The 15044-nt window shown below is 29.8% G+C and carries 16 protein-coding genes and 2 pseudogenes; 15 read left to right on the top strand and 3 right to left on the bottom strand.

What is annotated here, in order from left to right; all coding sequences use genetic code 11:
• Nucleotide 1: 1 nt before the first annotated feature.
• The 4 genes from rsmA to BHW04_RS05570 all read left to right on the top strand — a co-directional run bounded on the left by rsmA (nt 2) and on the right by BHW04_RS05570 (nt 3558).
• Nucleotides 2-847 (top strand): 16S rRNA (adenine(1518)-N(6)/adenine(1519)-N(6))-dimethyltransferase RsmA, encoded by an 846-nt coding sequence (gene rsmA / locus BHW04_RS05585; protein WP_022211286.1) that lies wholly within the window; start codon nt 2-4, stop codon nt 845-847.
• Nucleotides 848-1060: 213 nt separating this feature from the next.
• Nucleotides 1061-2302, top strand: a complete 1242-nt coding sequence (locus BHW04_RS05580) for a DUF7922 domain-containing protein (RefSeq protein WP_022211287.1) — start codon at nt 1061-1063, stop codon at nt 2300-2302.
• A gap of 164 nt (nt 2303-2466) precedes the next feature.
• Nucleotides 2467-3297 (top strand): hypothetical protein, encoded by an 831-nt coding sequence (locus tag BHW04_RS05575; protein ID WP_022211288.1) that lies wholly within the window; start codon nt 2467-2469, stop codon nt 3295-3297.
• A 72-nt stretch (nt 3298-3369) separates the two neighbouring features.
• On the top strand, nt 3370-3558 hold the full coding sequence (locus BHW04_RS05570) for a ferredoxin (RefSeq protein ID WP_022211289.1): 189 nt from the start codon (nt 3370-3372) through the stop codon (nt 3556-3558).
• A 51-nt stretch (nt 3559-3609) separates the two neighbouring features.
• Here the strand turns inward: BHW04_RS05570 and BHW04_RS05565 are convergent, their stop codons facing one another.
• The 3 genes from BHW04_RS05565 to BHW04_RS05555 all read right to left on the bottom strand — a co-directional run bounded on the left by BHW04_RS05565 (nt 3610) and on the right by BHW04_RS05555 (nt 5184).
• Complete coding sequence (locus BHW04_RS05565; protein ID WP_022168970.1) at nt 3610-3801, bottom strand: hypothetical protein; 192 nt, start codon at nt 3799-3801, stop codon at nt 3610-3612.
• A gap of 81 nt (nt 3802-3882) precedes the next feature.
• Complete coding sequence (locus BHW04_RS05560) at nt 3883-4332, bottom strand: PadR family transcriptional regulator (RefSeq protein ID WP_302699150.1); 450 nt, start codon at nt 4330-4332, stop codon at nt 3883-3885.
• Between the two features lie 6 nt (nt 4333-4338).
• Entirely contained in the window at nt 4339-5184 is an 846-nt protein-coding gene (locus BHW04_RS05555) for a DegV family protein (protein WP_302699149.1), read from the bottom strand.
• 295 nt (nt 5185-5479) lie between these two features.
• Between BHW04_RS05555 and nrdD (BHW04_RS05550) the strand changes: the two are divergent.
• The 11 genes and pseudogenes from nrdD (BHW04_RS05550) to BHW04_RS05500 all read left to right on the top strand — a co-directional run.
• Nucleotides 5480-6325 (top strand): annotated as a pseudogene (gene nrdD / locus BHW04_RS05550) (anaerobic ribonucleoside-triphosphate reductase); the annotation flags it as partial.
• A gap of 106 nt (nt 6326-6431) precedes the next feature.
• Nucleotides 6432-7238 carry an LAGLIDADG family homing endonuclease gene (locus tag BHW04_RS05545; protein ID WP_302699148.1) on the top strand — a complete coding sequence of 269 codons (807 nt, stop codon included), beginning with the start codon at nt 6432-6434 and terminating at the stop codon, nt 7236-7238.
• Nucleotides 7239-7427: 189 nt separating this feature from the next.
• Nucleotides 7428-8729, top strand: a complete 1302-nt coding sequence (gene nrdD / locus BHW04_RS05540) for an anaerobic ribonucleoside-triphosphate reductase (RefSeq protein WP_441294417.1) — start codon at nt 7428-7430, stop codon at nt 8727-8729.
• A gap of 151 nt (nt 8730-8880) precedes the next feature.
• Entirely contained in the window at nt 8881-10041 is a 1161-nt protein-coding gene (gene nifV / locus BHW04_RS05535; protein ID WP_022211295.1) for a homocitrate synthase, read from the top strand.
• A gap of 36 nt (nt 10042-10077) precedes the next feature.
• Complete coding sequence (locus tag BHW04_RS05530; protein WP_302699147.1) at nt 10078-12000, top strand: aconitate hydratase; 1923 nt, start codon at nt 10078-10080, stop codon at nt 11998-12000.
• Nucleotides 12001-12043: 43 nt separating this feature from the next.
• A complete protein-coding gene (nrdG, locus tag BHW04_RS05525; protein WP_186835190.1) occupies nt 12044-12550 on the top strand; it encodes an anaerobic ribonucleoside-triphosphate reductase activating protein in 507 nt (168 codons plus the stop codon).
• Nucleotides 12551-12781: 231 nt separating this feature from the next.
• The gene (locus BHW04_RS05520; RefSeq protein ID WP_302699146.1) at nt 12782-13213 is read left to right on the top strand and encodes a MarR family winged helix-turn-helix transcriptional regulator; all 432 of its coding nucleotides are present in this window, start codon (nt 12782-12784) and stop codon (nt 13211-13213) included.
• A gap of 127 nt (nt 13214-13340) precedes the next feature.
• On the top strand, nt 13341-13817 hold the full coding sequence (locus tag BHW04_RS05515; RefSeq protein WP_186835518.1) for a glutathione peroxidase: 477 nt from the start codon (nt 13341-13343) through the stop codon (nt 13815-13817).
• A 92-nt stretch (nt 13818-13909) separates the two neighbouring features.
• Nucleotides 13910-14044 (top strand): annotated as a pseudogene (locus BHW04_RS05510) (thioredoxin reductase); the annotation flags it as partial.
• 6 nt (nt 14045-14050) lie between these two features.
• Nucleotides 14051-14359, top strand: a complete 309-nt coding sequence (gene trxA / locus BHW04_RS05505; RefSeq protein ID WP_294126728.1) for a thioredoxin — start codon at nt 14051-14053, stop codon at nt 14357-14359.
• 15 nt (nt 14360-14374) lie between these two features.
• Nucleotides 14375-14908: a glutathione peroxidase gene (locus BHW04_RS05500; protein WP_302699145.1), complete on the top strand. Its 534-nt coding sequence runs from the start codon at nt 14375-14377 to the stop codon at nt 14906-14908.
• Nucleotides 14909-15044: the final 136 nt, after the last annotated feature.

The raw sequence follows: 15044 nt of genomic DNA, 5'->3' as shown, positions 1-15044 counted from the left end.
TATGGACATAAAGAACATAAAGACAGCAGAACTGGTAAAAAAATATAATTTTAAGTTTTCAAAAAGTTTAGGTCAAAACTTTTTAATTGATGATTCAGTTCCAAGAGATATAGTTAGTGGTGCTGAAGTATGCAAAGATGATTTAGTTATTGAAATAGGTCCAGGAGTTGGAACATTAACAGCACAATTATTAAATACAGCTAAAAGAGTTGTTGCTATAGAGTTAGATAATGATTTAATTCCTATACTAAGTCAAGAGTTAGGTGATAATCAAAACTTTACATTAATACATAATGATGCCTTAAAAGTTGATTTCAATGAAATAATAGGGGATGAGCAAAGTGTTAAGCTAGTTGCTAACCTTCCTTACTATGTAACAACTCCAATTATTGTAAAACTGCTTAAGGAAAAATATAACTTTAAGTCATTAACTATAATGATTCAAAAGGAAGTAGCAGAAAGAATGGCAGCAGAACCGGGTAATAAGGATTATGGTGCATTATCTTTACTAGTTCAATATTATTGCAATACTGAAATAGTAAGAAAAGTACCTCCAGCTTGCTTCATACCAAGACCAAAGGTTGATTCTATCGTAATAAGATTAGAAAAGCTAGATAATCCAAGAGTAGAAGTACAAAATGAAAAATTATTCTTTGATATTATTAGAAATGCGTTTAATATGAGAAGAAAGACATTATGGAATGGTGTTAAAAATATAGGACTTCCTAAAGAAAAGTTGGAAGAAGCATTTAGTGAAGCAAATGTTGACCCTAAGAGAAGAGGAGAAACTTTATCTATAGAGGAATTTGCAGCATTAGCAGATGCTATATATAGCAGAATGAAATAAAAATAATAGGCTATGACGATACTTTGTAATAGCCTATTATTTTTATTAGTTAAATAGTGCATATCATTTCACTAATGCACTTAGTTAAGTCGCCATAAATTAGCGAAGTGACTTAATTAATTAGCATAGCTTTAATTTTCATGTATTGAGAACATATCTGTTTATAGTAAGCATATAATATAGGGAATTATTTTAACTTGGAGGTTTTAAGAGATGGCTAGTAATAGCAGGCTATATAGAAACTTCATTATTTTGCAGGAAGATGAACGTGGATATGCTAGTGCCAATGATAAATCACTGTCAGGGTATGCAAAGATTGAAGCAAAGGGAGATATATGTAAAATATCTTTTTATGCTCAAAACCTCAGAAAAGATGAAGATAAATACAATATGATGCTTATATGTGATAAGAAAGATAACAAGCAAATAGTAGATTTAGGTAAGTTAGATGTAAGCATTGCTGGAAAAGCAGATTATACTAAAGAATATAATGTTGATAACATTGCTGGAATAGAGCTTTCTTTAGATAAGATTTCTGGAGCAGCCATAGGTAAATATAAAGATGGTGTTCCAATTTTTATTATGTGTGGATTTTTAAATGGACAACAACCTTGTGAGGATTGGAAGAGTTATAAAGTAATAAAGGCTAAAAGTGATAAAGAACTAGAAAAGAAAATACATTATAAAGAACAAAAGAAGCATGATAAAAAAGAAAAGAAGGATAAATGTGAAGATAGGGAAGAAGTAGTTAATGAAGAAATAAACTCAATAAATGAAGGTTCACTAAAGGTTGAAGAAGAAAAGAGAGTTGAATCCGTTGAAGAAAAAGATAGAGAAGAAGAGTTTGCTGAAGAAAAGAGGGAAGAATCACTAGAAGAAGTGGAGGCTTCTAGGGAAGAGAAGACTGAAAAAGTTAAATTACAGGCAACTATAGAAGAAAATATTCAAACAGACCATCCAAAAGAAAATCTTAGAGGAAAGTTTGAGGATTATGAAGAGCTCATAGAAGAAAGTAAGGAATTTAATCCAAGAAATAGTAAGATAAGAGGAACTATCGGTGAGTATTTTGAATCCATTGCAGAAGGCTTTGAAGAAGATGAAGGCTATGATGAACTTAAATACTGTAAATGGTATAAGGTTCCTGTACATGATTTATATGAAATGTGTAATATGTCCAATTACAATAAATATACATTAGTTTATTATCCAATGCTTAACTATTATCCTTATATTAAGAAGTATAATTATTTTAAATTAGGATATAAATGTGATTTTAATGGAAATTTAAAATATATAATTTATGCTATTCCTGGAAAGAAAGATAAAGATGAACAGCCATATGATGGAAGAACAGGATTTGTCACATGGGTTGCTAAGGATTCAGATACAGACATAGGTTGCTGGCTAATGTTCTATGACTTTAAGAATTCTACAGTTGTAGTTCCTATGCAATAAAGTAGAATGATTGTACTTATATTAATTAGTGAGTTCATAAATAATAAGGTCATGTAAATATTTAAATTGCTAATGATAGCAGAAAGTATTATAATTTTTAATAATTGGGAGGGGGCTTATCGCCTCCTAATTATTTGAAAAAAAGTATTGAAAGGAGAGATGAAATGTTAAAAAGTATTAAGCTTAGCTGCTTGACTGTAGTATTAATAGGTATAATAACTACATTTTCAGGTTGTAGTGTAGTAGAAAATATAGAGAAGAAACTAGGATGGAAGACAGATTATTTTCAGTATTTAGATTCTGAAAATGTAGAACAAATAAGTATTCAAAGTATGAGAGATTTAGGATTTAAGTTTATTGTTACTGAAGGATCAGCAAAAAATACAATGTATAACTTACTTTCTAAGGCACAAAAAAGTACAGAAAAGTCAAACTTAGAGCCAGATTATATATTTGAATTTGATTTAGGTGATGAAGTTAAAAAATTCTATTATGTGGTAGGCAGTGAGAGTGGTAATTTCTATAATGATACGGATGTTTATACTGTTTCTAATAGAATAGATGAAGTTATAATACAGAATTTATCATTTATTAGAAAGCCTAAGGAATTTAATTATATTTATTATAAACCAATATTAGAAGTTTTAAAGAAGATTGAACCTTCATTAAAGGATAAGGATTATAAAATAGGTATAAATATAAAAAGTGATGCAGACTGTTTAAAATACATTTTTTCTAATGATTTAAAAGATTTTACTTCAGATGCAGAAAAGATAATTTCTAACGTAGAATTAGTTCAAACCACTACGGCAGGTTATGATGTAGTGATTACTGTAAAGAATAGGGGATATGATACATTAGTTTATAAGACAGCTATAACAGTAAATAATAAACGAGAAAATACTGAAGAAACTTATTATGTAGTGGCACAGTATGAATATAAGAAATGGAATATTTCAATTAGTGAGCCAAATGTAAAACCATCAAATTGGTAATAATTTTTTAATACATATTTTTAGTGAATGAGTAAATAATATTATTATAAGTATGTAGAAAGGATGATTTATATGAAAGCTCATGTTGATAAAGATACATGTATAGGTTGTGGATTATGTCCATCTATATGTGAAGCTGTGTTTGTATTAGAGGATGATGGAAAAGCAGCTGCTTATGTTGATGAGGTGCCTTCAGAAGTAGAAGATGAGGCTAAAGAAGCTGAATCAAGCTGTCCAGTTAATGCAATAACAGTAGAATAAAAAAAGATGCTTGATGCATCTTTTTTGCTTTATAAAGAAAATTTTATACTATTAAAAAAAGTCTTCAGATTTATGTAGAGGATGGTATTTTAAATTATTACAGTTATTTAAAGTAGATAAATTTATATTACTTCCTATAGGTAATAATGTAGGTAAGGAGTTTATTGGAACTGTGCTTACTGAATCATCTTCTAACAAAATGAAGGCCTCAGAATGGTTATAATCTAATATTAAACCTTTCATCACTACACCACCTTAATAATTTTACTTAGTATATGTAAAATAAAAAAAAATATACAAGTAAGGCTATTCTTACTTGTATATTTATAGATATAAATCTTTATAAACAATTTGAAATACTTTTAATGATTCTTCAATTCTTGGTTTTAATAAGTGTCTTCTATGCTGAAATTCCTTTTCGCCTAAATCAGTAAGGTAGTAAATTTTTTGGAACTTCTTCTTAGGATCATCCCACTTGCCGATTACCAATCCGTCCTTCTCAAGCTTTTTTAAAAGTGGATAAATTCCTCCAGTACTTGGAGTCCAAAGATTAGAAGTCCTTTTAGATATTTTATTGGAAATATCATTGCCATTGGAAGGGTTTAGATGAAGAATAAATAAAACATAGATTGGAAGTAGACCTTTGGTAAAAACCTGACCTACAGCTTCTTTTTCTTTTTGAACTTTTTTTAGTTCAGCCACCTTTGCTTTATATTCTTCATAGAGCTTTTTTTCTTCTGCTTTTATATCAATAATATTTTTAAAATCATCCATAATGTTTTACTCTACAAGTTTCACAGAAAGTCCTAATAACCCTGGACCACCATGTATTCCTAATGCTGGACTAAGAACATTTAGCTTTATATTTTCTACATTTGGAAGCTTTGCAAGTTGTTCCATAAACTTTGTTGCTTCTTCTTTACAAGCACATTCTAATACGGTAACTTCACATTTTCCTATAGCAAGTTTTTCTTTTAGAAGATTAGTCATTTTTGAAAGGGCTTGCTTTCTTCCTCTAGCTTTACAGATAGTATAGTATACTCCTGTTTCATCAGTAGTGATTATAGGCTTTAGGTTTAATAATTCACCAATTGTACCTGCAACTTTACCAATTCTACCACCCTTTTGTAAGTATTCTAAAGTATTAACAGTATAGAAACCAGTTATTCTTTCTCTGATTTTAGGTAGTGCTTCAACTATTTCTTCAAAGCTTTTACCAGCCTCAACAAGTTTAACTGCTTCTAAGACAACTTCTCCTTCAGGATAAGCAAGAATTTTAGTGTCATATACATATGATGTCAACTTTGGATGGTCTTCTAAGATTAATCTTAAGGAATTGCATGTTCCAGAAAGGCCGCCTGAAATACATATGGCAATAACATGAGTATAGCCTTCAGATTCTAATTTATTAAGAATATCATCCATAGTCTGTGCACTTGGAAGTGAAGTTGTTGGAATTTCTTTATCTAAATTTAAGTATATTTCCTCTGGTGTAATGTCTAATTTATCTTGGTAATCTCCATGAGAGTAGATTATTCTAAGTGGTAATAAATTAATGTTTTTTTCTTTTATAACCTCTAATGGGATATCAGATGCACTATCAGTTATTATAGCAATTTTTTGCATTTTAATCCTCCTAAACGAAATTTATTAACTTTATTATATCACAAACGATATAGTTATCAATACTGATAATTATAAACATTATCAATACTGATATAGTTAGATTAATGTATGCAATTAAAAATAAAGCATAATATCATATATTAAAATTTTTTTAGAAAATGAGAGGAAATTAAAGATAAGTAAATACAAATTATTTAATGGAATAATATGGGGGTATAATTGAGCTTTGAGATGAATAATATAAAGGGGTATAATTAAGAATAAACACAATATATAGTGGGAAGGAGACAGATGAATGCAATATGTAGTAAAAAGAGATGGAAGGGAAGTAGTGTTTAACAAAGATAAAATAAGTAATGCCATAGGAAAAGCTAGTAAGGAAGTTTCAAAAACATTAAGTGATAATGAAATTATCAATATAACGGAAAAAGTATGCGGAGAGATAGCTAAATCTGAAAAAGTAAACATAACTGTGGAAGAAATTCAAAATTTAATTGAAAAAACTTTAATAGATGAAGGCTATAATGAAATTCAAAGGGCGTATTCTATATATAGGATGGATAGAACACGAGTGAGGGATACAAAATCTGATTTAATGAAAGCTATTAATAGGATTGGCGTGGAAACTGATAGAGACAATGCTAATATAGGAAATAACTTTTCGTCAAAGCTTTTAAGAATAGCATCAGAATCAAATAAGTGGCATAATTTAGCTAATATGCCTAAGCATTTAGCAAAAGCTCATGAAAATGGTGAGCTTTATTTTCATGACTTGGATTCTTATAATTTAAGTATAAATTGTCTTCATATTCCTACTAAAGAGATTTTGGAAAATGGGTTTAATACAGGCTATGGAACTATAAATAAACCTAAAAGAATAGAAACAGCAGCAGAATTATCTTGTATTTTGTTGCAGTCAAGCCAGAATGACATGTTTGGAGGTCAAGCACACCCCGATTTTGATAATGATATGTCTATTTTTATTGATCCTACCAGACAGGAAATAAGAAGCGAGTTAGAAGCTCTTGGTATTGAAGAAGAAAGAATAGAAAATATTGTAGAAGAAAGATTAAAGATGAGAGTTCATCAAGCTATGCAGGGAATTGTATATAATTTAAATACTATGCATAGTCGTGCAGGTCAATAGTGGGCCGTCTAAAATCAAACACCATTGTAGATTTTAGAGTATAAATGAGGAAAATCGGTAAAGACTAAGTATTTGATACAGGAATTGGAGGAAAGGAAATGTGAGTCAGAAAAAACTATTAGAAGAGAGAATAATTGAACTATATAATCAAGGTTTAAGTTTGCAAAAAGTTGCAAATTTTGTTGGATATAAAAGTGCAAATTCAGTAAAAAATATATTGATAAAATATGGAATTCAAAGAAGAGGCACAGCAGGATTTAAAGAGCCTTTTAAAGAAAATTTTTTTGAAAATATTGATTCAGAGGAAAAAGCTTATTTTTTAGGATTTTTAATGGCTGATGGAAATGTTTATGTGAGGAAGCAATCGCAACCATGTATTAGATTAGAAATAAGCGTTAAGGATTTAGAAATATTAGAGAGATTTAAAATGGCAATTGAAAGTAAAAATTCAATCTGTTTTGATAAAAGAAATTGTTGTTCTTTAAAGGTTCATTCATGTAAGATGTTTAATGATTTAGGTAAGTTAGGTGTTATACCTAACAAAACTAAGCATGAAATAATTCCTAATATAAATCAAGATATGATGAGACATTTTATTCGAGGGTTCTTTGATGGAGATGGATGGTGCACTAATACAACATCACATGGTAAAAGAAAAGGATCAAGAAAATGTATTGGATTTGTATCTAACTATGAATTTTTAGATAATTTAAATATTATCTTAAATAGTGAAATTGGAACACGAATAAATAAAGTTGTAGAAAGAATTGGTTGTAGTATGTTACTGTATTCATCAAAGAAAGATGTTAAAAGCTTAAGAGAATATATGTATAACGATGCAACTATTTATTTAAAAAGAAAATACGATTCATGTTATAAAATATATGTTAATACCGAGAGGGATTGAATCACAATTCCTTGTAACGCATAGGAGTTGAGCGATATGATAGCAAAAATACTCCCAAGAGTCTTCGTTATCCTATGGTTGAAAGAAAAGGATAAAAATATATGCTAATCTGGATTAGAATAGACTAATAGTAATATAGTGATTATAAGAGGGATAGCTATATGATGAGGGAAACCTCCAGAGCGTAAGATAAAAAGCTTACGGGTAAGAACGAAAATGTCACAAGTCCCTTTTTCTTCTATAAATTTAGGGATACCTAAAGATAAAGATGCAGCAATGATATGTGAGATATTTTTACAAGAATATGAAAAAGGTTTAGGAAAAGGAGAACAGCCTATTTTTCCTAATATAATCTTTAGAGTAAAAGAAGGAGTAAATAGAGAACCGGAAGATGAATATTATTATCTTTATAAATTAGCTTGCCAAGTAGCAGCAAAGAGAATGAACCCAACATTTATGAACATAGATGCTGATTTCAATAAGGAATACTACGATAAGGGATATATGCCAGCAACCATGGGATGCAGGACATATGTTATGAAAAATATTAATGGAGAGGCAGGATGCAAAGGTAGAGGAAATATAGCACCAGTGACTATTAACCTACCTAGAATAGGAATTGAAGCAAAAGGTGATATAGATAAATTTTTTGAAATATTAAAAAGTAGATTAATATTAGCAAAAGAATCATTACTTCATAGATATGGCATTCTTAAAAAGTTAAGAGTAAAGGATCTTCCTTTTGTGGCTGGTCAAAAGCTGATGAAGGGAGCGGAAAATCTAGAAGAAGAGGATTCAATTGAACCTATTTTAAAACAAGGCACATGGGGCATTGGATTCATAGGGCTAGCAGAAGCAATTACAGCTTTAACAGGAAAGCATCATGGTGAAAGTGATGAAGCTAGAGAACTTGGTGTGAGAATTGTTACTTTTATGAGACAATATACAGATAAATTTTCAGAGGAAACAAATCTTAATTGGAGTTGTTATGCCACACCAGCTGAAGGTTTAAGTGGCAAGTTTATTAAGAAGGATCAAAAAATGTTTGGCATCATTAAAGGAGTCACTGATAAAGAGTATTATACTAATAGTTATCATATTCCTGTAAAGTTTCCTATTTCAATAAAGAAAAAGATAGATATTGAAGCACCTTATCATAAGCTTTGCAATGCAGGTCATATTTCATATATTGAAGTAGATGATTCACCAACAGGAGAGCAGATTATGGATATTATTAATTATGCATATAAAAATACTAATATAAGTTATATAGGAATAAATTTTCATATAAGATACTGTAAGAATTGTGGAAGTAGTATAAATAGCAATGAAAAGAAATGTCCAAAATGTAATAGTATAGATATTCAAGGTATATCAAGAGTTACTGGATACTTAAGCTTAGATGAAAGATTCGGTCCAGGAAAGTTTGAAGAAAGAGCAGATAGATGTTCCCATACAGGCAGCAATATGAATAATTATGGTGTTATATAAATATATAAATAAAGGCATTAATTTTTAAAAGTCTTAAATTTAAGATTAATGAAAATTAGTGCCTTTAGTTTTATTTTAAAAAAGAAATATTACATTGAAGTTATAGTAATAAAATGGTAAAATTGGAATTAAAATAAAAGGGGGCTATAACATGGCAATTAAAGATCCTATAAATGATATACAAGTAAAGATAGTGGATACTACATTGCGTGATGGGGAACAGACAGCTGGTGTTGTATTTGCTAATGAGGAAAAAATTATCATTGCATCTATGTTAAGAGATTTAGGAGTAGATCAATTAGAAGTTGGTATTCCAACCATGGGTGGAGATGAAAAGGAAGCAATAAAATCAATAGTGAAAAGGAATAGAAATAGTAGCAATGCAAAGAGTATAATGGCGTGGAATAGAGCTGTTACTTCTGATATAGAGCAATCTATTGATTGTGATGTTGATGCAGTGGCTATTTCCATATCTGTTTCTGATATTCATATTAAGCATAAGCTTAGAACATCAAGGCAGTGGGTGCTTGAAAATATGATTAAATCAGTGGAATATGCTAAGAAAAACGGCTTGTATGTATCTGTTAATGGGGAAGATGCATCAAGAGCTGATAGAGAATTTTTAGTGGAATTTATTAATGCTGCAAAGAAAGCAGGTGCAGATAGGTTTAGATATTGCGATACTGTAGGTATTATGGAACCTTTTAAATTAAGGGATGAAATTTGGTATTTATATGATAAAACAAAATTTGATATTGAAATGCATACTCATAATGATTTTGGAATGGCTACTGCCAATGCTATAGCTGGTCTTATGGGTGGTGCTAATCATGTTGGAGTAACAGTAAATGGTCTTGGTGAAAGAGCTGGTAATGCTGCTTTAGAGGAAGTATTAATGGCTTTAATTTATGTTTATGGTTATAAGACAGATATTGATACTAGAAAATTTAAAGAAGTATCAGAGTATGTATCCAGGGCTTCTGGGCGATTTTTACCAAAATGGAAGGCCATAGTAGGAGAAAATACTTTTGTGCATGAATCAGGTATACATGCCGATGGAACTATTAAGAATCCAATGAATTATGAAGCTTATGATCCAGCGGTGGTAGGACTTGAAAGGCAAATTGTCATAGGAAAACATTCAGGAAAAGCAGCTATAGTAAATAAATTTAAAGAATATGATATAAAACTTTCAGATGCTGAAGCGAAAGATATACTTAGCTTGGTAAGAGCAACTACTGTTAGATTAAAAAGAAGTCTTTTTGATAAAGAGCTTGTAAGTCTTTATAAGCAATATAAAGAAAAGGAATAATAAATAATAGAGAGAATAGAAGGGAGGAGATTATCATTGGGAAATAATTTGGTAGAAAAGATTTTAAGCAACCATATTGTTGAAGGTCAATTGAGAAAGGGTAGCTATATTGGTATTAAAATTGATGAAACTCTTACACAGGATTCAACAGGGACAATGGCATATCTGCAATTAGAAGCTATGGGGATAGATAAAGTTAAAACTAAAAGATCAGTGGCTTTTATAGATCATAATATGTTACAGCAAGGCTTTGAAAATGCAGATGATCATGAATTTATAAAAACTGTAGCATCTAAGCATGGAGTATATTTTTCTAAACCAGGAAATGGAGTGTGTCATCAAGTATTTTTAGAAAGATTTGCAGTGCCAGGGGAAACATTAATTGGTTCAGATAGTCATACACCAACTGCTGGTGCGGTGGGGATGCTTGCTATGGGTGCAGGTGGTCTTGATGTTGCCTTAGCTATGGCAGGTGGAGCATATTATATAAATGTTCCTAAGGTATGTAAAGTAAATGTCATAGGTAATTTTAAACATATGGTTACAGGAAAAGATGTAATTTTAGAAGTTTTGAGAAGGCTTACTGTTAAAGGTGGAGTTTCTAGAATATTCGAATATGGAGGTGAAGGAATCAAAAACCTTTCAGTTCCACAAAGAGCAACCATAACTAATATGGGAGCAGAGCTTGGGGCAACCACATCAATATTTCCTAGTGATGAAAGGACTTTAGAGTTCTTTAAAGCTCAAGGGCGTCAACAGGATTGGTTTGAATTTAAAGCAGATGAAGATGCTGTTTATGATGAGGAGATAACAATTGATCTTAATACTTTAGAACCATTAGCTGCAATGCCTCATAGTCCTGATAATGTGAAAAAGGTAAATGAAATAGGAAAAATTAAGGTAGATCAAGTTGCCATAGGAAGTTGCACAAATTCTTCTTATGAAGATTTAATGAAGGTAGCTAAGATATTAAAAGGAAAAAAGGTTCATCCAGATGTAAGTCTTGTAATAGCTCCAGGTTCAAGACAAGTAATGGAGATGATAGCAAGGAATGGAGCACTTGCTGATATAATAAGTTCAGGTGCAAGAATATTGGAAAATGGATGTGGCCCTTGCATAGGAATGGGACAGGCACCTGGTACTAATGGTGTATCACTTAGAACTTTTAATAGGAATTTCTATGGAAGAAGTGGAACATTATCAGCAAAAGTTTATCTTGTAAGCCCTGAAACTGCTGTAGTTTCTGCAATTAAAGGTGTACTTACAGATCCAAGAGAGTTAAAGATAGATTTATCTGTTAATATGCCAGAAAGGTTTATTATTGATGATTCAATGATACTTAAGCCGGCTGAAGATGGTACTAAGGTAGAAGTAAAGAGAGGGCCTAATATTAAACCTTTTCCTATAAATAAGGAGTTAGGAGAGAAAATAGAGGGAAAGATATTAATAAAGGTAGAAGATAATATTACTACAGATCATATTATGCCTTCAAATTCAAAACTTTTACCATTTAGATCTAATATTCCATATTTATCTCAATTTTGTTTTAATACAGTTGATACTGAGTTTCCAAAGAGAGCTAAGAGTTTAGGTGGAGGACTTATCATTGCAGGAGAAAACTATGGTCAAGGCTCTAGTAGGGAACATGCTGCATTAGCACCACTTTATCTAGGAGTAAGAGGTGTTATTGCCAAATCCTTTGCTAGAATTCATAAGGCTAATTTAATTAATAATGGAATAGTTCCACTAGAGTTTAAGAATGAAGCTGATTATAATAAAGTGGATTTATTAGATGAATTGGTTATAGATGATATTAAAGAAGCTTTAACTAAGGGAAGTGTTAAAGTTAAAAATATAAGTAAGAATAGTGAATTTGAAGTATTAATAGATTTAACAGAAAAGGAAATCCAGGTAATAAAAGCTGGTGGTAGATTAAATTACGTTAAAAGCTTAAGTTAATGATAATTTTTTATAGTTATTTAAAGGATAAGGAAGCGGAAGTATGTCAAAGAAAATAAGGCTAGCAGGAATTGCATATGAATCTTTAGTTAATGGACCAGGAATGAGAAGGGTATATTTTTCTCAAGGATGTAGACATAATTGTGAAGGATGTTTTAATCCAGATACTCATGATTTTAATGGAGGAGAAGAGCTAGATATGGATGAACTTATAGAAGATGCATTAGATAATCCTTTACTTAAAGGAATAACCTTTAGTGGAGGAGATCCTCTTGAAAGAGCTGAAGAATTTGCTTATATGGCAAAAGCTTTTAAGAAGGCTGGCCTTAATATTTGGTGCTATACAGGATATACTTTTGAGGATGTATTAGAAAAGATGAAAAAAGATAATAATATAAAAGATTTAATTGAAAATATAGATGTATTAGTGGATGGACGTTTTGAAAAAGATAAAAAGGTTGATGGTTTAAAGTTCAAAGGTTCCAGCAATCAAAGATTAATCGATGTTAAGAAAAGCTTAAAAAGTAATTGTATAATTGTTTTAGAATAAGGAATAAAGAACCGTATCATAAATAAATGAGGTTTATAGCCTTAGGCGTTGAATTAATTTGCCTAAGGCTATTTTTATAATTGAAAATATACTACCATAAGTAATAATAAAGAGTTAAAAAATATATTTATATTAATTTACACTTGACAAAAGTGGTGAATAGTAATAATATAATAACAAGATTAATTGAATAAAATTAAATTTGAAAAAATTTAAAAAAGGGGAATTATAATGGGTAAATATGAGAAAATGAAATTAGATAATCAGTTATGTTTTTCATTATATGCAGCCTCAAGAGAAGTAATAAAAACTTATAAACCACTGTTAGATAAATATGGACTTACATACACTCAATATATTGCTATGTTAGTTGTATGGGAGTATGAAAAGATAACGGTAAAGGAAATGGGGCAAAAACTACATTTAGATTCAGGAACTCTTACTCCTGTATTAAAAAAGCTACTTTCAATGGAATTAATAGATAAATATAGAGATAAGGATGATGATAGAGTAGTTATTGTGGAGGTTACTGAAAAAGGAAGAAAAATGAAGGACGAAATCATTGAGGTTCCAGAGAAAATGTATTGTAAGTTTGGCAAGAACATAGAAGATGTTGTTGAGCTAAAGAGATTGTTAGATAATTTATTAGCAACATTTAAGTAAGAATTTGTTGAAATATACATTTAATTAGAATTGATTTTTTAATTAAATGTGTATGTAACAAATTCTATAAATTTAGAATAATTAATTGAATAAAATTAAATTTAATAAAATTAAAAGGAGATAAAATATGAAATTTTATGATTTTTCAGCAAAAAAAATGAATGGGCAAGAAGTTAAGATGGAAGCATTTAAAGGTAAAGTTGTATTAGTAGTTAATACAGCAAGTAAATGTGGGTTAACACCACAATTTACTGAATTAGAACAATTAAATAAGAAATATAAAGAAGAAGGTTTAGAAATTTTAGGATTCCCTTGCAATCAGTTTGCACATCAAGATAAAGGAAGCAATGAAGAAATACAAGAGTTCTGCTCTTTAAACTATGGAGTTACATTTAATATGTTCCAAAAGATTGAGGTAAATGGAGAAAATGCACATCCATTATATAAGTTCTTAAAAAATGAGAAAAAAGGTTTATTGAGTAAAGAAATTAAATGGAATTTTACAAAATTTCTTATTGATTCAGAAGGAAATGTAGTTAAAAGATATGCACCTACAGTAAAGCCATTAAAAATTGAAGAGGATATTAAAAAATTATTAAAATAATTATAGGTGATAATGATAAAATGAATGAAAGATATGATATTGCAATAATAGGAAGTGGACCAGCTGCAATATCAGCAACATTAAATGCAAAGAAAGGTTGTTATGCTGCAGGAGATATAGTTGGTACTCCATATCAATATATTAAGGCAGCAGGAGAAGGAAATATAGCAGCATTATCAGCTGTGTCTTATATAGAGCAAATAAAAAGAAAAAATAAAGAGGTATAATTTATAATGAAAGTAGTTAATAGTAATGAATTTAAAAGTGAAATTGAAAAAGATATGGTTTTAGTGGATTTTTTTGCAGAATGGTGTGGACCTTGCAAAATGATTTCACCAATATTGGATGAGTTACAAGCTGAATTTGAAGATAAAATTAACATAATAAAGGTTAACGTTGATAACAGTATGGATATTGCAGAACAATATAATATATCTAATATTCCTGCATTAGTATTATTAAAAAAAGGTCAAGAAGTTCAAAGATTAATAGGATTTTCACCTAAACAGGTGATTAAAGAAAATATTGAGAAACATTTATAAGAAGGAGAAAAAATTATGATATATGATTTTAAAGTAAAAAAGACAAATGGAGAAGAAATACTTTTAGAAAAATATAAAGGAAAGGTTCTTTTAATAGTAAATACAGCAAGTGGATGTGGATTTACACCACAATATGAAGGGTTACAAAAGATTTATGATGAATATAAAGATAAAGGTTTTGAAATATTAGATTTTCCATGTAATCAATTTTTCCAACAAGCACCAGGAAGTGATGCTGAGTTATCAAGTTTTTGCAAATTAACATATGGAACAACTTTTGAAACTTTTGCTAAAATTGAAGTAAATGGAGAAAATGCTTCAGATTTATATAAGTTTTTAAAATCAGAAGCACCACAAGCAGAAGAAGATGAAGAATCAAAGTTATTATACGGAAAGCTTGAAAATCTAGGATTTAAAACTGATGGAGAAGATATAAAATGGAATTTTACTAAATTTTTAGTGGATAAAAATGGTAAGGTTATTTCCAGATTTGCCCCAACATATGAACCTGAGAAATTAGCTTCAATAATAAATGATCTATTAAAATAAACTGTATCGTGGGAATTATAGCATAATTATATATAATATAGGTTGTTGAATAACTAATTTTTACAGATAGTTATTTAAGAAAATATTCTTTGAACTCATAGGTTCCAAGGATATTTTCTACTTTTTATTCCTTGCT

It is taken from the genome of Clostridium sp. 29_15, assembly GCF_001916075.1.
In the GTDB taxonomy this organism is placed as follows: Bacteria; Bacillota; Clostridia; order Clostridiales; family Clostridiaceae; genus Clostridium; species Clostridium lentum.
The sequence above is the reverse complement of the archived record's forward strand: the minus strand, read 5'-3'. Positions and strand labels throughout refer to the sequence as shown.